Source organism: uncultured Pseudokineococcus sp. (assembly GCF_947495735.1).
Classification (GTDB): domain Bacteria; phylum Actinomycetota; class Actinomycetes; order Actinomycetales; family Quadrisphaeraceae; genus Pseudokineococcus.
Genome location: NZ_CANMAA010000005.1, coordinates 44,976 through 64,660 on the forward strand (window position 1 = coordinate 44,976; position 19,685 = coordinate 64,660).

The 19,685-nt window shown below is 77.2% G+C and carries 13 protein-coding genes; 5 read left to right on the plus strand and 8 right to left on the minus strand.

What is annotated here, in order from left to right; all coding sequences use genetic code 11:
- Position 1: 1 nt before the first annotated feature.
- Positions 2-2,572, minus strand: coding sequence for a replicative DNA helicase (dnaB, locus tag Q0848_RS09045; protein ID WP_366146509.1), 2,571 nt, complete (start codon positions 2,570-2,572; stop codon positions 2-4).
- A gap of 409 nt (positions 2,573-2,981) precedes the next feature.
- Between dnaB and Q0848_RS09050 the strand changes: the two genes are divergently transcribed.
- Complete coding sequence (locus Q0848_RS09050; RefSeq protein ID WP_299036781.1) at positions 2,982-4,340, plus strand: MATE family efflux transporter; 1,359 nt, start codon at positions 2,982-2,984, stop codon at positions 4,338-4,340.
- Positions 4,341-4,637: 297 nt separating this feature from the next.
- Here the strand turns inward: Q0848_RS09050 and rplI are convergent, their stop codons facing one another.
- The 6 genes from rplI to Q0848_RS09080 form a co-directional block, all read right to left on the minus strand.
- The gene (gene rplI, locus Q0848_RS09055) at positions 4,638-5,087 is read right to left on the minus strand and encodes a 50S ribosomal protein L9 (protein WP_299036782.1); all 450 of its coding nucleotides are present in this window, start codon (positions 5,085-5,087) and stop codon (positions 4,638-4,640) included.
- A gap of 14 nt (positions 5,088-5,101) precedes the next feature.
- Positions 5,102-5,338: a 30S ribosomal protein S18 gene (gene rpsR, locus Q0848_RS09060; RefSeq protein ID WP_299036783.1), complete on the minus strand. Its 237-nt coding sequence runs from the start codon at positions 5,336-5,338 to the stop codon at positions 5,102-5,104.
- 219 nt (positions 5,339-5,557) lie between these two features.
- Complete coding sequence (locus Q0848_RS09065; protein ID WP_299036784.1) at positions 5,558-6,121, minus strand: single-stranded DNA-binding protein; 564 nt, start codon at positions 6,119-6,121, stop codon at positions 5,558-5,560.
- A gap of 110 nt (positions 6,122-6,231) precedes the next feature.
- Positions 6,232-6,522 (minus strand): 30S ribosomal protein S6, encoded by a 291-nt coding sequence (gene rpsF, locus Q0848_RS09070; protein ID WP_299036785.1) that lies wholly within the window; start codon positions 6,520-6,522, stop codon positions 6,232-6,234.
- Positions 6,523-6,655: 133 nt separating this feature from the next.
- Complete coding sequence (locus tag Q0848_RS09075) at positions 6,656-8,314, minus strand: hypothetical protein (protein ID WP_299036786.1); 1,659 nt, start codon at positions 8,312-8,314, stop codon at positions 6,656-6,658.
- A gap of 105 nt (positions 8,315-8,419) precedes the next feature.
- A complete protein-coding gene (locus Q0848_RS09080) occupies positions 8,420-10,702 on the minus strand; it encodes a transglycosylase domain-containing protein (protein ID WP_299036787.1) in 2,283 nt (760 codons plus the stop codon).
- A gap of 457 nt (positions 10,703-11,159) precedes the next feature.
- Here Q0848_RS09080 and Q0848_RS09085 point away from each other — a divergent pair, with 457 nt between their 5' ends.
- Positions 11,160-12,677, plus strand: a complete 1,518-nt coding sequence (locus tag Q0848_RS09085; RefSeq protein ID WP_299036788.1) for a hypothetical protein — start codon at positions 11,160-11,162, stop codon at positions 12,675-12,677.
- A 173-nt stretch (positions 12,678-12,850) separates the two neighbouring features.
- Here the strand turns inward: Q0848_RS09085 and Q0848_RS09090 are convergent, their stop codons facing one another.
- Entirely contained in the window at positions 12,851-14,353 is a 1,503-nt protein-coding gene (locus tag Q0848_RS09090) for a CCA tRNA nucleotidyltransferase (RefSeq protein ID WP_366146510.1), read from the minus strand.
- Between the two features lie 490 nt (positions 14,354-14,843).
- On the opposite strand from Q0848_RS09090, the gene Q0848_RS09095 reads away from it, so the two are divergent.
- The 3 genes from Q0848_RS09095 to murJ are packed head-to-tail and all read left to right on the plus strand — an operon-like array spanning position 14,844 to position 19,670.
- Positions 14,844-15,278, plus strand: coding sequence for an NUDIX hydrolase (locus Q0848_RS09095; RefSeq protein WP_366146511.1), 435 nt, complete (start codon positions 14,844-14,846; stop codon positions 15,276-15,278).
- On the plus strand, positions 15,271-17,964 hold the full coding sequence (locus tag Q0848_RS09100; protein ID WP_299036791.1) for a DUF6049 family protein: 2,694 nt from the start codon (positions 15,271-15,273) through the stop codon (positions 17,962-17,964). Before Q0848_RS09095 ends, Q0848_RS09100 begins: the two co-directional genes overlap by 8 nt.
- Entirely contained in the window at positions 17,961-19,670 is a 1,710-nt protein-coding gene (gene murJ / locus Q0848_RS09105; RefSeq protein ID WP_299036792.1) for a murein biosynthesis integral membrane protein MurJ, read from the plus strand. The genes Q0848_RS09100 and murJ overlap by 4 nt, the downstream gene beginning before the upstream one ends.
- Positions 19,671-19,685 lie beyond the last annotated feature (15 nt).

Sequence of the window (19,685 nt, forward strand, 5' to 3'; positions counted from 1 at the left end):
GTCAGCCGCCCTGCGCCATGTCGACGAACCGCGAGTAGTGGCCCTGGAAGGCGACCGTGATGGTGTCCGTGGGGCCGTTGCGGTGCTTGGCGACGATGAGGTCGGCCTCACCGGCGCGCGGGGACTCGCGCTCGTAGGCGTCCTCGCGGTGGAGCAGGATCACCATGTCCGCGTCCTGCTCGATGCTGCCCGACTCGCGCAGGTCCGACATCGCCGGCTTCTTGTCGGTGCGCTGCTCGGCGCCGCGGTTCAGCTGCGAGATGGCGATCACCGGCACCTCGAGCTCCTTGGCCAGCAGCTTCAGCGCGCGGGAGAACTCCGAGACCTCCTGCTGGCGGCTCTCGACGCGCTTGCCCGAGCTCATCAGCTGCAGGTAGTCGATGACCACGAGCTTGAGACCGTGCCGCTGCTTGAGGCGCCGGCACTTGGAGCGGATCTCCATCAGCGACATGTTCGGCGAGTCGTCGATGAAGAGCGGCGCCTCGCTGACCTTGCCCATGGTGCGGGCGAGGCGGGTCCAGTCCTCCTCGCGCATCGTGCCCTTGCGCATGTGCTGCAGGGAGACCGTCGCCTCGGCCGACAGCAGGCGCATGGTGATCTCGTTGCGGCTCATCTCCAGGGAGAAGACCACCGACGGGAGGCCGTTCTTGATCGACGCCGACCGCGCGATGTCCAGTCCGACCGTGGAGTTGTGGGTCGGCACCATGGCCCGGGTCGCCAGGTAGAGGTGGCTGGGGTGGTCGATCTGGACGCACCGCACCGGCACGCCGGGCACCGGCCGCACCTCGGTGATGTAGCGGCGGCGCGTCCGCTGCTCGACGCGGTCCTTGGTGCGCTCCTTGTGCACGAGGCGCTTGCGCTCGAGCCGGAAGACGTCGTCGTGCGTGGTGAAGGTCAGCGTCCAGCAGGTCGAGGACTCCTCGCTGCGGCCCCGCACGCGCCTCGTCGAGGTGCCGCAGCGGTAGCCGAGGCTGAGGACGAGCTCGCGCACGTCCTCGAGCAGCCGCTGGTCCGTGAGCGCGATCTGCACGCTCCCCGTGGGGTTGACCGTCCCGTCCGTGTCGAGGAGACCGGCCAGCAGGGCGCGGCGCTGGGCCTCCGAGGCGCGGAGGTACGCGCCGGGGATGTGCTTGCGCCCGAGGACGCCGAGGCCCCGCAGGAGAGCTGTCACCGTGCCGTGGTCGTCCCGGCACGCCTGGCAGCGGCGCAGCCCCGAGGACGGACGCCCGCAGTCGGGGCACGTCGGGGCCGGGACGGGTGCGGAGACGGCCTTCGCACGGCCCCCGCAGGAGCGGCCGCACGAGCGGACCTGCGATGTGCGGGGGGTGAACGCCGCCCCGCACACGACGCAGGAGCGCGGCTCCGGCTCCGGCTCAGGCGGGCGCAGGACGTAGGTGAGACCGGTCTGGCCCTCCACCACGAGGCCCTCGGCCTCCAGGTGCATCGCGATCTCCGGGTCGGCGGAGGTGTACCGGGCCCCGGCGGAGTCGCCGTCACCGAGCCACACGCCGAGCGCGTACGGCGGCAGCGGCAGCTCGGCGGCGGGTAGCTGCAACGGCGCGGCCGTGCTCACCGAGTGGTTGAGGCGCCGGTCAGCCGTCTCCAGCCGCACCGTGGCCGCGATCTCCTCGGTCGTCCGCACGGCAGCGCTCGCCGAGCCCCTGCGCGACGCGCGGGTGTCGGTGAGCCACTGGTGCTGGGCGTCGGCGACGACGCGGGTGCCGTCGTCGAGCACCACCTCGTAGCACGTGCGGTTGAGGAGGACGTCCGTAGCGGCGACGACCTCGGTCGGTGTGCCGTCCGCCGCGAGCAGCCGGTCCCCGACCTGCACCTCGCCCATCGTCGTCCACCCCGTCGGCGTGGGCAGCGGCGTGTCGAGGGCCAGCGCCTTCCCGATCGCGGGCCTCGCCGCGATGACGATCATCTGCCCGGGATGCAGTCCGTTCGTCAGCTGGTCGAGGTCGGCGAAGCCGGTGGGGACGCCGACCATGCCCTCGCCGCGGTGGCTCGAGGCCTCGATCTCGTCGATCGTGCCCTCGATGATGTCGGCGATCGGCAGGTAGTCCTCGCTGCTGCGCCGCTCGGTGACCTTGTAGACCTCGGCCTGCGCGGAGTCGACGATGCCGTCGACGTCGCCGCCACCGGAGGCGTAGCCCATCTGCACGATGCGCGTGCCCGCCTCGACGAGGCGGCGCAGCACGGCGCGCTCGCGGACGATCTCGGCGTAGTAGCCGGCGTTGGCCGCCGTCGGCACCGAGGCGATGAGCGTGTGGAGGTAGGCGGCGCCGCCCACCCGGCCGAGGTCGCCGCGGCGGTTGAGCTCGGCCGCCACCGTGACGGCGTCGGCGGGCTCCCCGCGACCGTAGAGGTCGGTGACGGCCTCGAAGACGCTCTCGTGGTTCGGCCGGTAGAAGTCGGTGCCGCGCAGCACCTCGACGACGTCGGCGATGGCGTCCTTGCTGAGCATCATGCCGCCGAGGACGCTCTGCTCCGCGGCGACGTCCTGCGGCGGCGTGCGGCCGAGGTCCTCCGAGGGGGGCCCTGCTGCCTCGAACCGGTCGACCTCCGCCAGGCTCACCAGCCCACCCGCCCTCTCGCGACCCTCGGCTCCGCCGCCGACCTCTCGGTCGCCGGCGCGCGAGCCCGATCGGGGTCCGCCCGGCGGACGTTAGGGGCGGGCACCGACAGCGGTCGAACTGCGCGCGCACACCCCCTGTGCACAGGGCTGTGCACGGGTGTGGACAACCCTGGCGCGCCGTCCACAGGGTGTGGGCAGACCTGGGGACGACGATGGGGGCGCCACCGCGCGGACCCGTCCTGACCTGCTCGGACGTCGTGCACCGGGTGTGGACGGGAACTCGCCCCGAGGTGTCCGAGGGGCGGACACCAGGTGTCCACGCCCGTGGGAGTCCGCAGCCGGGCCGCAGGCGTCGCCGCGCCCACCGCGCCGGAGCCCCGTGGGCCGGTGCGAGGATCCGCGCGTGCTGCGCCTGCCCGAGCGACTGCGCCCGCGGCCGGTGGACCGGGAGGTCGCCCGTCTCGCCGTCCCCGCCTTCGCGGCGCTCGTGGCCGAGCCGCTGTTCCTCCTGGTCGACTCGGCGGTCGTCGGGTCCCTGGGCGTCGTCCCGCTGGCCGGCCTGGGGATCGCGGGCACCGTGCTCACGACGGCCGTCGGGATCTTCGTGTTCCTCGCCTACGCGACGACCGCCGCGGTGGCCCGGGGGCTGGGGGCCGACGACCTGCCGTCCGCCCTGCGCCAGGGGGTCGACGGGATGTGGCTCGCGCTGGGGCTGGGGGTGCTGACCGCTGCCGCCGCCTGGCCGGCGGCCCGGCGGCTCGCGCTCGGCCTCGGGGCGAGCCCCGAGGTGGCCGACGCCGCGGCCACCTACCTCCGGGCGTCACTGCCCGGGCTGCCGGCGATGCTCGTCGTCCTGGCCGCCACGGGCGTCCTGCGCGGGCTGCAGGACACCCGCACCCCGCTCGTGGTGGCCGTGGCCGGGGCGCTGGCCAACGTGCCCCTCAACCTCGTCCTCGTGCTGGGCCTCGGCCCCGTGCCCGCGCTGGGGCTCGCCGGCAGCGGCTACGGCACCGCCCTGGCGCAGGTGGGGATGGCGACCGCGCTCGTGGTCGTCGTCGTCCGCGGGGCGCGCCGCACCGGGGTCGCGCTGCGCCCCGGCGGCGCCGGCGTGCTGCGCTCGGTCCGCGACGGGCTGCCCCTGCTCGCCCGGACGGCCGTGCTGCGCGCCTCGATCCTGCTGACGACGTACGCGGCCGCCAGCTCCGGGGACACGGCGCTCGCGGCCCACCAGGTCGTGGTCGTGATCTGGTCCGCGCTGGCGCTCGGCCTCGACGCGCTGGCCATCGCCGGCCAGGCCCTCACCGGCCGCAGCCTGGGCGCCGGGGACGTCGAGGGCGCGCGGGACGTGCTGCGCCGGCTCGTGGGCTGGGGCGCCGTGCTGGGCGTGCTGAGCGGCCTCGTCGTCCTGGCCGGCCGCACCCTCGTGGCCCCGCTCTTCTCCCCCGACGACGGGGTGCGCACCGCCGTCGCAGCCGCGCTCGTCGTCGTCGCGCTGGCGCAGCCGCTCGCGGCCTACGTCTTCGTGCTCGACGGCGTCCTGATCGGCGCCGGGGACGGGCGCTACCTCGCCGTCGCCGGCGTGGTGGGGCTCGCGGCCTACGCGCCGCTCGTCGCCGCCGTCGTCCTCTGGGCGCCCGGGGGCACCGCGGGCCTGGTGTGGCTGTGGGTCGCCTTCGCCGGCGGCTTCATGGCCGTGCGGGCGCTCACGCTGTGGCGCCGCTCCCGCGGGGACGCCTGGGCCGTCGCCGGCGCGGTCCGCTGACCCACGGCGCCGGACCACCGGCACGACGACGACGACGTGCCCCCACGCCCTCCGCACGGCACCAGGCCGTCGAAGTGCCGCCCGCACGCCCCCTGCACGTCACGAAGACGTCGAAGTGCCGCCCGCACGCCCCCGGCACGTCACGAGGACGACGAGGTGCCGGTCGCACGCCGCCCCGCACGGCACCACGACGACGAGGTGCGGGGTGCGGGGTGCGCAGGACGACGACGGCCCCCTCGCCGCAGGGCGAGGGGGCCGTCGGGGACGCCAGGAGAGCGTCCGGTGGTGCGGGGCGCGTCAGGCCGAGGGGACGACCTCGACGTCGACGCTGGCCTGGACGTCCGGGTGGAGCCGGACGCTGACCGTGTAGGTGCCGAGGGCCTTGATCGGCTGGCCGATCTCGACCTTGCGGCGGTCGACGTCCTTGCCCGTGGCCGCCTTGACGGCCTCGGCGACGTCGCCCGGGGTGATGGCGCCGAAGAGGCGCCCGCCGCGACCGGCGTTGGCCGGCAGCCGGACGGGGTTCTCCTGCAGGGAGGCACGGATGCTCTGCGCCTCCTCCACCGAGTTGATCTCACGGACGCGGCGCGCCCGCTGGATGTCGTCGACCTGCTTCTGGCCGCCCTTGGTCCAGGGCGTGGCCAGGCTGCGGGGCAGCAGGTAGTTGCGGCCGTAGCCGTCCTTGACGGTGACGACCTCGCCGGGCGCTCCGAGGCCGGAGACCTCCTGCGTCAGGATGAGCTTCATCTCGTGCCCCTTCCTCAGCGCGCGGAGCTGCTGTAGGGCAGCAGCGCCATCTCGCGGGCGTTCTTGATCGCCTTGGCCACCTGGCGCTGCTGCTGGACGGAGACGCCCGTCACCCGCCGGGCGCGGATCTTGCCCCGGTCGGAGATGAACTTCCGCAGCAGCGCGGTGTCCTTGTAGTCGACGTAGGTGATCTTCGCCGCCTTGAGCGGGTTCGACTTCTTCTTGGGCTTGCGGAGGACCGGCTTGGCCATCGTGGAGCTCCTCGTCTGGAGCCCGGGTCCTGCCGAGGGCCCGGGATGGGGATGTGGGAGGGGGTCGGCCCCGACCGGTGGGTCGGGGCGACCGGCGACGGCGCTCGCGCGCCGCCGCGGTGGCGGCGACCGGTCCGTCAGGACCGGGCGCCGCGCTGGAGGACCGGGACCCGGGGGTCAGGACCCGAGGGTCACGCCCGGGTCAGGGGCGTGCGGTGCTCAGAACGGCGGCTCGTCGCTCTGCCCGCCGCCCCAGCCACCGCCGCCGCCGGAGGACTGCTGCCCCCCGCCGGACGCCGGGGCCGTGGCCCACGGGTCGTCCTGGCCGCCGCCGGAGGACTGCTGCCCGCCGCCGCCGTAGCCGCCGCCCTGCTGGCCACCGCCACCGCCGCCGAAGCCACCACCACCACCGCCGCCGCGCTGCGTGCGCTGGGCCTTGGCCGTCGCGTAGCGCAGCGACGGACCGACCTCGTCGGCCTGCAGCTCGTTGACGGTGCGGTTCTCGCCCTCCTTGGTCTGGAAGGACCGGGAGACGAGACGGCCGGTGACGATGACGCGCTGGCCCTTGCCGAGCGACTCGGCGACGTTCTCGGCCGCCTCGCGCCAGATCGAGCAGCGCATGAACAGCGTCTCGCCGTCCTTCCACTCGTTGCTCTGGCGGTCGAACTGCCGGGGCGTGGAGGCGACGGTGAAGTTGGCCACGGCCGCCCCCGAGGGGGTGAAGCGCAGCTCGGGGTCGGCGGTCAGGTTGCCGACCAGGGTGATCGTGGTCTCGCCTGCCATGGCTCCTCCTCGCGGGGTGGGCGGTTCTCGGTCCCCCGGACGCTAGGGGTGGGGCGCGACAGCCCGCAGGCGTCGTGCACAGCCCCGGCGCGCCGGGGGCCGGGAGGTCGTCAGTGCAGCTCGGGCCGGACGAGCTTGGTCCGCAGGACCGACTCGTTCAGGTTGAGCTGGCGGTCGAGCTCCTTGGCCACGTCGGGCTCGGCCTTCATGTCGACGACCGCGTAGATGCCCTCGGGCTTCTTGTCGATCTCGTAGGCCAGCCGGCGCTTGCCCCAGATGTCCACCTTGTCGATGGAGCCGCCGCCGCGGCGGACGACGTCGAGGAACTTGTCGAGCGACGGGGCGACGGTGCGCTCCTCGAGCTCGGCGTCCAGGATGATCATCATCTCGTAGTGACGCATGCGAGTACCCACCTCCTCTGGTCTCAGCGGCCACGGTCTCTCCGTGGCAGGAGGGTGTCAGCGTCACGGCCCCGCCCCGGGCGCGCTCGGGCGCACGGGGACCAGGGACCGATCGCCTCCCAGGGTAGTGGACTCAGCGCGCCGTCCCCGCCGGAGGCGGCCCGGGCGCCGTCGCGGGGCGCAGCACGGGCCCCGACCCGGTCGTCGGAGCGGGCGCCGGCCCCGGCTCGTCCTCCGGGCTCCCGCGACGCGCCGGCGGGAGGGCGGGGTCGTCGACCCCCAGGGACGGCGCCGACCGGGGCGAGCGCACCGCGTCGCGCTCGGGGTGCAGCGACACCTCCACCGCACGGCCCGCCAGGACCAGGAGCGCGCCCAGGCGCGCCACCACCAGGAGGGCGTAGGCCCACGGGGGCAGGCCGCGGTCGGGGACCGCGAGGCCGTAGAGGTACAGCCACGTCCCCGTCGCCGCGGCGGCCTCCACGGCCCCCCAGACCAGCAGCAGCCGCCAGTGCGGCAGCGCGAGGACGGCCAGCGGCAGCACCAGGACGGCCGCCTGCGGCGGCAGCGCCGGAGCCGTGACGAGGGCGACGACGAGCAGCAGCAGGGCGACCACGGGCACGCGGGGCGGCCGGGGCGCGCGCAGCACCAGCGCGACGACGCCCAGGACGCCGACGACGCGCAGCACCAGGGAGGCCGCCGTCGTCGTCCCGTCCGCGGGCGGGACGCCCAGCAGGTCGCCGAGGAACCACACCGAGCCGTACCCGGCGCCGGCGACGACCCTGGCGGTGACGGCGTCGAGCCACACGCCGACGTTGTCGAGCAGCACCGGGAAGCCGCCCGCGAACCACACCAGCGCGGCGGCCGCGGCGGTCCGCAGCTCGGCGTCCAGGACGGGCCGCTCCTGCTCCTGGCTCTCGAGGTCGTCCCCCGGCCCGGCGGCGGCCGACGGCTCCGGGCGCTCGGCGCGCGCCACCGCGTCGTCCCGACGGCGCCGCCAGCGCACGAGCAGCAGCGCCCCGACCACGACCAGGCCCGCCAGCGGCGCCACGAGCGCCGCGAGGCCCAGCAGCAGCCCGCCGACCACGGCGCGCCCGCGCGCCGACGCCCACAGGCCCGCCACCGCCAGGGCGACCGGGACGAGCTGCACGCCCACGAGGGCGCAGACGAGGACCACCGGCGAGCCCGCGAGCAGCAGGGCGTCGGAGGGCCGCCTCGCGGACAGGTGGACGACGCCCGCGACGGCGACCACCAGCGCCACCGCGGCGAGCACGACGCTCGCGTCGAAGACGTCCCGTCCCGCGGTCTCCTCGCCGGGGGCGACCCCGGCCAGCCTCCCGAGGCCCCAGAGCAGCCAGCCGACGCCGAAGGGCGCGTCGAGGAAGTCGGCGCGCTCGTAGCGCTCGAAGTAGGGGACCACCTCGTCCAGGTAGGCCCCCCGGAAGACGAGCGGCACGTCGCTGTAGCAGGCGTGCGTGTAGAGCCCCGGGGCCGCCCAGAGGGTCTCGCGGCAGTGCTGGCGCAGGAGCACGGCCCCGGCGAGCACGAGCAGGCCCAGCGCGGACCCACCGGCGAGGGCCGCCCGCAGGGGGTGCCGGCTGGTGCGCACGCGGCGTCCGGCCGGCCCTCCGGCGACCGGGGCGGCCGCGCGGGCCAGCTCGTCCTCGCGGGTCGGCAGGACGACGACGGCGCCGTCCTCCCGGTCGTCGTCGGCGGAGCCTCCCCCGGCGTCCGTCCGGCCGTCCGGGTCGCCCGCGGGCGGCGGCGGGGCGGGGCTCTCCTCCCAGCTGCTCACGCGCGCGAGTGTGGCAGGCGCAGCGCTCCCGCTCGGGGAGTCCCGTCAGGACGTCCCGCGCGCCGGTCCCGCGCCCGGGTCAGGCGCTGGGGTCAGGCGCTGGGGTCAGGGGCGCTGGACGGCCTCGTCGCGCCCGGGGGCGGACTGCTGACCCGGCTCGTCGCCGTCCCGGGGCGCCGGCACGGCCGGGGCGGAGGCGCCCGACGTCGGCTCGACGGGCCGGCTGGGCGGGTCCTCCGGCTCGGGCTCCGGGTCCGGCTCCGGGTCCGCGGTCGGCTGCGAGCGCGTCGTGGGCTCCGGCGCCGGCTCGGGCTCCGGCTCGGGCTCCGGCTCGGCGGTCGGCTGGGAGGGCGTCGTGGGCTCCGGCTGCGCGGTGGCCGTCGGCTCGGGCTCCGGCTCGGGGGTGGACCGGCTGGTGCGCGTGGACTCCGAGGAGCCCGAGGAGCCGGATCCCGACGACTCCGAGGAGTCGGAGGACTCGGAGGAGCTCGAGGACCGGCGCGAGGAGGAGCTCGAGCGGCTGGTGGAGCCGATGTCGGCGCGCTCGGGGAAGTCGACGACCTCCATGCCGTCGGTCGCCTCCTCCATGTACTCCTGCCAGATGCGGGTCGGGAACGTGCTCCCGGTGACGGTGCTGACGCCGCCCCACGGCTCCATGCCCTCGCCCTCGGCGGCGTCGGTGTCGAACACCGACACGACGGTGGCCAGCTGCGGCGTGTACCCCGCGAACCACGCCGACCTGGCGTTGTCCGTGGTGCCGGTCTTGCCCGCGGCGGGGCGGTCGAGGTCGATGGTGCGCCGGACGCCGCCCTCCTCGACGACCTGCGACAGGGCGTAGGTGGTGTCCGCCATGACGTCCTCGTCGAAGACCCGCTCGGTCTGCGTCGAGCCGCGGTACTGGAGCTCGCCGGCCCGGGTCACCTCGGCCACGACGTGCGGGGTGGTGCGCACCCCCTGCGCCGCGAAGGTGGCGTAGGCCCGGGCCATGTCGACGACCTTCGGGGACGAGGTGCCGAGGACGTTGCTCGGGACGGCCAGCAGCTCGGTGGTGCTCTCGGGGAGCCCGGCGCGGGTCGCGACGTCCACCGTGGCCTCCGGGCCGACGTCGATGTTCAGCGGCACGTAGACCGTGTTCGTCGACGTGACCGTCGCCTGCACGAGGCTCTGCCGGCCCTGGCTCTCGTTCCCGAAGTTCTGGACCCGCCACGGGTCGCCGTCCTCGTCGGGGTAGTCGCTGAAGTACCGCGGGCTGTCCCCGCTGTAGCGGGTGCGCAGCGACATCCCGTCCTCGAGCGCGGCCACGAGCGTGAACGGCTTGAAGATGGAGCCGGCCTGCACGTTCTCCTGGGTCGCCACGTTGAGCTGGCGGTCGAGGTAGTCGGGGCCGCCGTACATGGCGCGCACGGCACCGGTGGCGGGATCGATCGAGACGAGCGCCGCCACGACGCCCTCGGGCCGGTCCTCGGACGGGAAGGCGTCCTCGTCGTCCATCGCCGCGACGGCGGCCTCCTGCATCCGCGCGTCGAACGTCGTGGTGATCGTGAGGCCGCCGCCGTCCAGCTCGTCCTCGCTGAAGCCGCCGGTCGTCGTCAGCTCGTCGCGGACGGCCTGCAGGAGGTAGCCCCCGGGGCCGCCGTAGGTGCGCGGCTTCGGCGGCTCGATGGTCTCCGGGAGGGCGAGCCCGCTGCGCGCCGCAGGACCGATGGCGCCCGTCTCGACCATGCCGTCGACGACGTACTCCCAGCGCTGCTGGGCCGCCCCGGGGTCGACGGCCGGGTCGAACGCCGACGGCGAGGGCACGATGCCGGCCAGGAGCGCGGCCTGCGACGTGTCGAGCTGGCCGACGTCGACGCCGAAGTAGGCCCGCGAGGCCTCCTGGATGCCGTAGGCGCCGCGGCCGTAGTAGATGGTGTTGAGGTAGTCGGTGAGGATCTGGTCCTTCTCGAGCTCCTGGTCGACCTTGAGCGCGATGAAGGCCTCGCGGACCTTGCGCTGCAGCGACCGGGTGTCGTCACCGGTGTAGTAGTTCTTCACGTACTGCTGGGTGATGGTGGAACCGCCCTGCGTGGCGTTGCCCCGCACGTTCGAGACGAAGGCGCGCACGATGCTCGTCGGGGAGACGCCGCGGTTGTCGTAGAAGCTGCGGTCCTCCGCGGCGATGATGGCGTCGCGCACGTCCTGGGGGATCTCCTCCGTCTCCACCGGGGTGCGGTTGAGGTCGGCGAAGGTGCCCAGCTCCGTCGTGCCGTCGGAGTAGTAGACGGTCGTCGTGGCCTTCTGGCCCAGCTCGGTGGGCTCGGGGATCTCGGTCGTCGCGTACCCGACGGCGAAGGCCGCCCCGCCCAGCACGATCCCGGCGACCAGGAGGCTGCCGAGCACCAGCAGCACGCGGCGCCCCAGGGAGCGCCGCGGGCGGCGCGGGGCAGCTCCGCCGCGGCGGGCGGAGCCTCCGGGTCGGCGGGCGGGCGGGTTCGGGCGGGAGCCTCGTGCCACGGGTGTCTGTCCCTCGGTCTTCCTCGTCGGCGTCGGTCGCGTGCGGTCGCCCCGGCCGGGGCTGGCGGGGGACGCGGGCGTCCTCCGGCGGCGAGCGGTCCTCGCCTCGAGCGGTGCGCCCGCTCGCGTCCTGCTGGGCCGGTGGGAGCCGACCCCCGGAGCCACCACCCGTCCGGGTGATCGGCGCCACGGGGCTCCTGCTTGAGCGCCGCAGCGCGCCGGTCGGCGCACCGCGCAGGGGCCGCAGCCGAGTCGAGAGTATGCGCACCCGCGCTGGGCGCTTCCTGACCGTCCGGTGCGGGAAGGGCGGGCAGCGGTGCCCGGCGGCGGCGCCGGGGGCCAGGATGGCCGCGTGAGCGCCCGACCGCGCCGGGGTCGCCGGGAGCCGCGGGACGCCGAGAGCTCCGGGGGCGCGACGGCGCGGGACCTGCGGCCGCGGCCCGTCCCCGCCGGCCCCGTCCCCGCGAGCGCCATCCCCCCGGGCGCCGTCCCCCCGGGCGCCGTCCCCGCGGGGTCGGCCGGGCTCGCGGCGCTCCCCCGCCTCCTGCGCGGGCGCGACCTGCGCCGGCTGCTGCTGGTGCGCCTGCTCTCGCAGTCCGGGGACGGCGCCTTCCAGCTGGGCCTCGCGGGGCTCCTGCTGTTCTCCCCCGAGCGCGCCCCGACGCCGCTGGCCGTCGCCGGGCTGCTGGCGCTCGTGCTGCTGCCCTACACGCTGGTGGGCCCCCTCGTGGGGACCCTGCTGGACCGGTGGCGGCGGCGCACCGTCCTCGTCGTCGCCGGGGTGGCGCGGGCCGCTGCCGTCCTCGGGACCGCCGCCGTCGTCCTCGGCGGCTCCGCGGCCCAGGGAGCCCTGCTGGTGCCCGCGGTCCTGCTCGTGCTGAGCGTCAACCGCCTCGTCCTCGCCGCCCTGGGCGCCGGGCTGCCCGCCGTCGTCGCCGGCCGGGACCTCGTCCTGGCCAGCGCCGTCGTCCCGACGGTCGGCACGCTCGCCCTGGCGCTGGGGGCCGGGGCCGGCACCGTCCTGCGCGTGGTCGCGGGCGCCGGGCCGACCGCCGACGGCCTCGTGCTGGCCCTGGCGGCGACCCTCGTGGGCGCCTCCGCGCTCGCCGCGCTGCGCCTGCCGCCGTCGGCGCTGGGCGGCGGGTCGGGGACCACCGACGGGTCGGGGACCGCCGACGGGTCGGGGGCCGGGGACCCGGCGGGGGCCGGGGTCGGCGCCGGTACGTCCGCCGGCGCGGGGCGCGCCGTCGCCGAGCTCCGCGACGGGCTCCGCCACCTCGCGCACCGACCGGCCGCCGCCCGCGCCGTCGCGGCGCTGGGGGCGTCGCGGGTCGCCTACGGGGTGCTCGTCGTCCTGGTCGTCGTGCTCGCGCGGACCCGGCTGGCCCCCCGGGACGACCCGGACGCCGCCCTGGCGCTCACCGGCCTGGTGCTCGGCGGCGTCTCGGTCGGCATCGCCGCCGCCGTCGCGACGACGCCGAGCGGCGCCGCCCGCCTCGGCCCCCGGCGGTGGGGCGCCGGGTGCCTCGCGCTGGGCGCCCTCGCGGCGACGGCCCTGGCGCTCGCCCTGCCCGGCGGGGGCGCGACCGCCCTCCTCGCCGGCGCCGCCGCCCTGGGGCTCAGCGGCCAGGGGCTGAAGATCTGCGTCGACGCCGTCGTGCTGCGCTCGGCCGGCGAGCGCCACCGCGGGCGCGTCGTCGCCGTCCACGACGCCGTCTTCAACGGCTGCTTCGTGCTCGGGGCGCTGCTCGCGGCGCTCGTCCTGCCGCTCGGACCCTCGGACGCCGCCGTGGCCGCGCTGCTGCTGCCGCTCGCCGCGCTCCTGGCCGGGGCGGCGCTGCTGCTCGCGCGCTCGCCGGAGGCCGCCTGACCGACCGGACCGGTCGCCCCCCGGCTCGTCGAGCCCGCGCCGGCCGAGGCCGCCCACCGAGCCCCCGACCGAGCCCCCGAGGAGCACTTCGCCGAGCCCTCCGTCGAGATGGAGGTCTGCGTCAGCCGACCGGCGCGTCGGGACCCCAGACCTCCATCTCGACGCGCGCCGCGCTACTGCGGCGGGGACTCCGGCTGCTGCGACTCCGACTCCGACTCCTGGGACTCCGACTGCTGGGCCCACCACGCGAGCAGCTCGGCGCGCGCGGCCTCCTCGCCGAGCGGTCCGCGGTCCAGCCGCAGCTCCAGCAGGTGGCGGTAGGCGCGGCCGACGACGGGACCGGGTCGCGTGGCGAGGGTCGCCATGATCTGCGCGCCGTCCAGGTCGGGGCGCACGGCGGCGAGCTCCTCGGCCGCCTGGAGCTCGACGACGCGCTGCTCGAGGGAGTCGTAGGCGGCCGCGAGGCGGGCCGCCTTGCGGGCGTTGCGCGTCGTGGAGTCCGAGCGGGTCAGCTTGTGCAGCCGGGGCAGCAGCGGACCCGCGTCGGTGACGTAGCGCCGCACGGCCGAGTCGGTCCACTCCCCGCCGGAGTAGCCGTGGAAGCGCAGGTGCAGCTCGACCAGCCGGGCCACCGCCTTGGTGGTCGCGGTGTCGAAGCGCAGCGCCTTCATCCGCTTCGCCGTCATCTTGGCGCCCACCACCTCGTGGTGGTGGAAGCTCACGCCGCCGCCGCTCTCGAACCGTCGCGTCGCCGGCTTGCCGATGTCGTGCAGGAGCGCCGCCAGGCGGAGCACGAGGTCCGGCCCCGGGACGTCGCCGCCGGGGCCGTCCTCGAGGTCGATGGCCTGCTCGAGCACGGTGAGCGTGTGCTCGTAGACGTCCTTGTGGCGGTGGTGCTCGTCGATCTCCAGCTGCAGCGCGGGCAGCTCCGGCAGCACGCGCTCGGCGAGGCCCGTGCCGACGAGGAGCTCCAGCCCCTCCCGCGGGTGCGCCCCGAGCAGCAGCTTCTCCAGCTCGACCCGCACGCGCTCGGCCGAGACGATGCCGATGGTCGACGCCCGCTCGGTCATCGCCTCGACGACGGCCGGGGCCACGCGCAGCCCGAGGGTCGAGGCGAAGCGCGCGGCCCGCAGCATCCGCAGGGGGTCGTCGGCGAAGGACTCCTCCGGCGAGCGCGGGGTGTGCAGCGCGCGGTGGGCGAGGTCGCGCAGCCCGTCGCACGGGTCGACGAAGGCACCGTCGGGCAGCCGCACGGCCATCGCGTTGACCGTGAAGTCGCGGCGCACCAGGTCCTCGTCGAGGGAGTCCCCGAACTCGACGACGGGCTTGCGGCTCTCCCGGTCGTAGAGGTCGGTGCGGTACGTCGTCACCTCGACGACGACGTCTCCCCGACGGGCCCCGATCGTGCCGAAGGCGGCGCCGACGTCCCAGGTGGCGTCGCCCCAGGCCGCGAGCAGCCGGGCGGTCACCTCGGGGCGGGCGCTGGTGGTGAGGTCCAGGTCGACGTCCGCCGGGCCGGTGAGGCGGCCGAGCAGCGCGTCGCGGACCGGGCCGCCGACGAGCGCCAGCTCGTGCCCGGCCTCGGCGAAGACGCGGCCCAGCTCCACCGCGCCGGGGGCGAAGTCGAGGAGCGCGGCGACCGCGGCGTCGCGCGCGCCGGCGACGGCGGCGCCCACGCCGGCACCAGCGCTCCCGGGGCTCCCGGGGGCGGGACCGGAGGCGTCGACGGCGGCTGGCTCGGGCACCCTGGAGAGGGTGCCAGACCCGCGGGAGCGCGCCGGACGGCGCGAGCCCGGCCGCACCGGTCCCGCCGGGGTCGCCGGCCGGCGGCGCGCGAGGTCCGGCGGCGCCCCGGCGAGACCGTGTGACAGGTCGGTCACGACCGGCGCCCGCCCCCTCGCGGCACCGGATCACCGCAGGTCGCGTCGTTACAGTGCAGGCATGTCCGCCTCCTCCGGCCGTCCGCTGCCGCGGGCGCGTGCGCCGAGGGAGGACCTGTCCGACGCCGTCGAGGGCGCTGGCGCCGCAGCCCCGGCCGACGTCGCGGCGGTCGAGCTCTCGGGGACGGGCGCACCCCGCACGGGGCAGCGGCGCGCCGAGGGCGCTCCCGCCCACCGGACGCCCCAGGCCCCCCGCGCCCGCGGGAGCCGCGCCCGGGGCGCCACCGTGGAGGAGACCTCCGCCGGCGGGCTCGTCGTCCGCGAGGCCGGGGGCGTGGCGCAGGTGGCGCTCATCGCCCGCGTCAACCGGGCCGGTCGGCTCGAGTGGTGCCTGCCCAAGGGCCACCTCGAGGGCGAGGAGACCCCGGTCGAGGCCGCCGTGCGCGAGATCGCCGAGGAGACCGGCATCCTCGGCGAGCCCGTGCGCCCGCTGGGGACCATCGACTACTGGTTCACCGCGGAGGGCCGGCGCATCCACAAGACGGTGCACCACTTCCTGCTCCGCGCGACCGGCGGGCGCCTCGGGGTGGAGGGCGACCCGGACGCCGAGGCCGTCGAGGCGGCGTGGGTGCCCGCCCCCGAGCTCGAGCGCCGCCTGGCCTTCCCCAACGAGCGCCGCATCGCCCGGGCGGCCGGGGACCTGCTCGGCGACGGTGGCTGAGCGGGCGCCCGGTCGCGCCACCGCTGCCCTCGTCGCCCTCGGGGCGGGGGGCGCGATGGCGCTCGGCGCCGTCGTCCCCGCGCGCGCGGCGGCCCCCCCGGCGCCGTCGCCGGCGCCGTCGCCGGCGCCGTCGCCGTCCCCGAGCCCCGTCCCCCAGGACGCCCCCGCCCCCGCGGACGCCCGGGACGACGTCACGGTCGAGATCACCGAGCTGCGCAGCACCCCCCTGGCGCCGGACGACGTCCTGTCCGTCGGCGTGCGCGTCGTCAACGGCACGGACGAGCCCGCCGAGGCGCTCACCGCCGAGCTGCGCCTGCAGCGCGAGGTGCTCGCCACCCGCGACGCCGTGGCGGCGTGGAGCACGGCCCCGGCCGACGCCGCCGCGGGAGCGGTCGTGCTGGGGGCTCCGCTGCTGCGCCCGCTGGCGCCCGGCACCGCCCGCGAGCTCGTCCTGAGCGTCCCCGCCGAGGACCTCGGCCTCCCCGACCCCGCCGACGGCTGGGGACCGCGGGGTCTGGCGGTCGACGTCGTCGACGCCCGGGGGTCGCGCCTGGACGCCGACCGCGGCCTCGTCGTCTGGTACCCCGCCGAGGGCGAGGGCGACGGCCTCCCCGGTGCCGAGGACCCCGTGCGCGTGAGCGTCGTCGTCCCGCTGACCGGCGCGGCGCCCGACGTCGCGACGGCCCTGGTGCCGGACGAGACCATGAGCCGCCTCGTCGACGGCGACGAGCCCGGCTCGGGCAGCGGGCGGCTGGGGCGCCTGCTCGCCGTGGCCGACCGGCCGGGCACGACCTGGGCGCTCGACCCGCTGCTGCTGGACTCCTCCCAGCCCTCACCCTCCTCGCCGGCGCCCGCCGCGCCGGCCGAGGAGCCCGCCGCCGAGGAGGACCCGTCCGCCCAGGAGGACCCGTCCGCCCAGGAGGAGCCCGCCGGCGAGGGCGAGGACGCCCCGGCTCCCGACGCGGGGTCCGCCGAGGCGGAGCCCGAGGACCTCGACGAGCCGGCGGACCTCGACGAGCCGGCGGACGCCGAGCAGGAGGCCGGTGACGAGCCGGCGGACGCCGACGAGCTCCCCGCGGTCCCGAGCGGCGCGCGCCTCGCGCCGGGTGCCGCCTCCCCGACCGCGGGCGTCGCGGCCTGGCGCGCGGCCCTGCTCGCCGCCGCCCCCGGGCACGAGGTGCTCGCGCTCCCCCGGGGCGACACCGACCTGCTCTCCGTGGCGGACGCCGAGCGGCCCGAGGTGTGGCTGGGCGGGCTCCGGCAGGCCGCGGCCTCCCTCGAGCGCGCCGGGCTGCCGCTGGCCGAGCCGGACGCCACCGGCGCGGGCGTGCGCGCCGACGTCGTGTGGCCGGCCCGCGGCCAGCTCGACGGGGACGCCGCGGACCTGGCCGCCCGCGGCGGGGCCCGCGGCGTCGTCGTGGCCGAGACCCTGCTGGCCGCGGGCGTGCCGGACGCCGCCCCGGGCCCCCCCGCGGACGGCGTCGTGCCGCTCGCCGCGGGCAGCGGCGAGGACGCCCCCGAGGAGCAGCGGCTGTCGGGCCTCGTCGTGGACGGGCGGCTGTCGTCGGTCCTGGCGGCGGCGGGCGCCCCGGTCGGCGGCCGGGTCCCGGCCGAGCCGCCCCAGCTCGTCGGGGCGCGCCTGCTCGCCGAGACGGCGGCGCTGGCGCTGGAGGAGCCCGGCTCCGCCCCGTCCCGGCACGCGCTCGTCGTCGCGCCGCGCGCCTGGGACGTCGGCGCGGCCGAGGGGACGGCGGCCCTCGAGGCGCTCACCGGGGCGCCGTGGACGACGCCGGCCCCCGTCTCCGCGCTGCTCACCGGCGACGTCGCCCGGGGCACCGCCGCCGCCCTGCCCCCCGACGCCGACGGCGCCCCGCCGGCGCCCCTGGACGCCGACGTGCTCGCGGCGGCGGCCGACTCGGTGGACGTGGCCGACGGGCTGCGGGGGACGCTCACCGACGCCTCCCCGCTGGTGGCCGCGCGCCTGCGCGCCGTGGCGGCCGCGGCGCTCGCCCAGCGGTCCGTGGACGACTGGGCCGCGAGGGTCGAGGCCGCGGTGGCCGACGTGACCGCGCTGGCCGGCGGGGTCCGGCTGCTGCAGGGCGGCACCGTGACCGTGGTCGGCGCGGAGACCTCCGTGCCGGTCACGGTGGCCAACGGCCTCGAGCAGGCGGTCGAGGTCGTCGTCACCGCCCGGGCGCCGTCACCGCGCGTGCGCGTCCTGCGGGACGTCCCGGCGACCGTCGCCGCCGGCTCCCGCAGCCAGGTGCTGGTCCCGGTCGAGGCCGTCGGCGGGGGGGACACCGAGCTCCGCATCCAGCTCCGGAGCCCCGACGGCGAGCAGCTCGGCCAGCAGGTCGTCGTGCCCGTCCAGGTCCGGCTGGAGTGGGCGGAGTGGGGCACCGCCGGCGTCGCGGCGCTCGGCGGCGTGGTGCTCGTCGCCGGCCTGGTGCGCAGCGTCCGCCGGGTCCGCCACCGGCCGCCGGGCTCGGGGCCGCGCGTCCCCCCGGGCGCCGGCCCCCCGCCGGACCACGCGGCGCGGGGCGGCTCACCGCCCGGTGAGCCCGGCGACGACCCCCGCCGGCCGCCGCCGGGCGACCGGCGGACCGCGCGCACCAGCCTCCCGACCTCCCCCCAGCCCCAGGACGGGGGCGCCCGCCCGGGCGCGCCCGCCGAGGAGACCCGATGAGCACCCCGAGCACGAGCCCCGCCGGCGGAGCCGCCCCGCCGCCCGACGCCGGACCCGACGCCGCCGTCGCGCCCGCAGCGGGCGGCCTGCGCTCGCTCGTGCGCTCCAGCAGCGTGATGGCCGCCGGCACGGCCGTCAGCCGCGTCCTCGGGCTGGTGCGCTCGATCGTCCTGGTCACGGCGATCGGCGCGGTCGGCACCGGCGCCGACGCCTTCGACGTCGCCAACCGCATCCCGAACATCGTCTACCTGCTCATCGCCGGGGGCGTGCTCAACGCGGTCCTCGTGCCCCAGATCGTCCGGGCCTCGCGCGACGCGGACGGCGGGAAGGTGTTCGTCGACCGCCTCGTCACCCTGGTCGTGGCCGGGCTCGCCGCCGTCACGGGCGTCTGCCTGCTGGCGGCGCCGCTGCTCGTCTGGGCCTACGCGTCCAGCTGGGGCGGGGACGAGCTGCGCCTCGCGACGGCGATCGCCCTGTGGGTGCTGCCCCAGGTCTTCTTCTACGGGCTCTACACGGTGCTGGGCCAGGTGCTCAACGCCCGCGGGAGCTTCGGCCCCTACATGTGGGCCCCGGTCGTCAACAACGTCGTCGCCATCTCGGGCCTGCTCGTCTTCCTCGCGCTGTTCGGCCGCGCCGAGGAGGGGGTGGGGCTCGAGACCCTCTCCTCCGGCATGGTCGCGCTCCTCGCGGGCACCGCGACGCTCGGCGTCGTCGCCCAGGCCCTCGTGCTGCTGGTGCCCCTGCGCCGCCTCGGTTTCACGTGGACCCCTCGGTTCGGCGTCCGCGGCGTGGGCCTGCGCAGCGCCGGGACGGTCGCCCTGTGGACCTTCGGCGGGATCCTCGTCTCCCAGGCCGCCTTCCTCGTCACGACGCAGGTCGCGGTCTACGCCACCGAGGGGGCCGGGGAGCCGCTCCCGGAGGACGTCGTCGTGCCCGGCCCGGCCGTCCTGGGCCTGGCGTACCTCCTCTACGTGCTCCCGCACTCGCTCGTCGCCGTCTCCGTCGTCACGGCCCTGTTCACGCGCCTCGCCGGCCGCATCAGCGACGGCGACGAGACCGGGGCCCGCGCGGACATGTCCCTGGGGCTCCGGCTGCTCGGCGTCGTGTCGGTCTTGTCGGCCACGGGCCTGGTCGTCCTCGGCCCGCCCGTCGGCGTGCTCCTCTTCGGCGCCGGGAGCGGTGGCGTCATCGGCGCGACCGCCGCGGCCATGGCGCTCGGCCTGCCCTTCTACAGCGCCCTCTACCTCGTGCAGCGCGGCTTCTACGCCCGCGAGGACGGCCGTCGCCCCTTCGTCGGCGTGGCCGTGGCGGCCGCGACGTCGACGCTGCTCAACGTCGTCGTGGCCCTGACGGTGCCGGCGGAGCGGGTCGTCGTGGGCCTGGGGGTCTCCCAGGCCCTGGGCAACGTCGCCGGGCTCGTCACGGCCCTGGTGCTGCTGCACCGGACCGCCGGCTCCTTCGACGGGTCCCGCGTCCTGCGCCTGCACGTGCGGGTGCTGCTGGCCGCCGTCGTCGCCGGCCTCGCCGGCTGGGGCGCGAGCAGCGGGGTGCAGGCGCTCCTGAGCGGCATCACCAGCAGGCCCACCGCCCTGGCGGTCGTGCTGGTCGCGGGAGCGGTCGTCGTCGTCGTCTACGTGCTGATGCTCCGGGTGACGCGCGTGCGCGAGCTCGACGACGTCGTCGCGCAGGTCCGCCGCGGCCGCTGACCTCCCGGCCGCGGA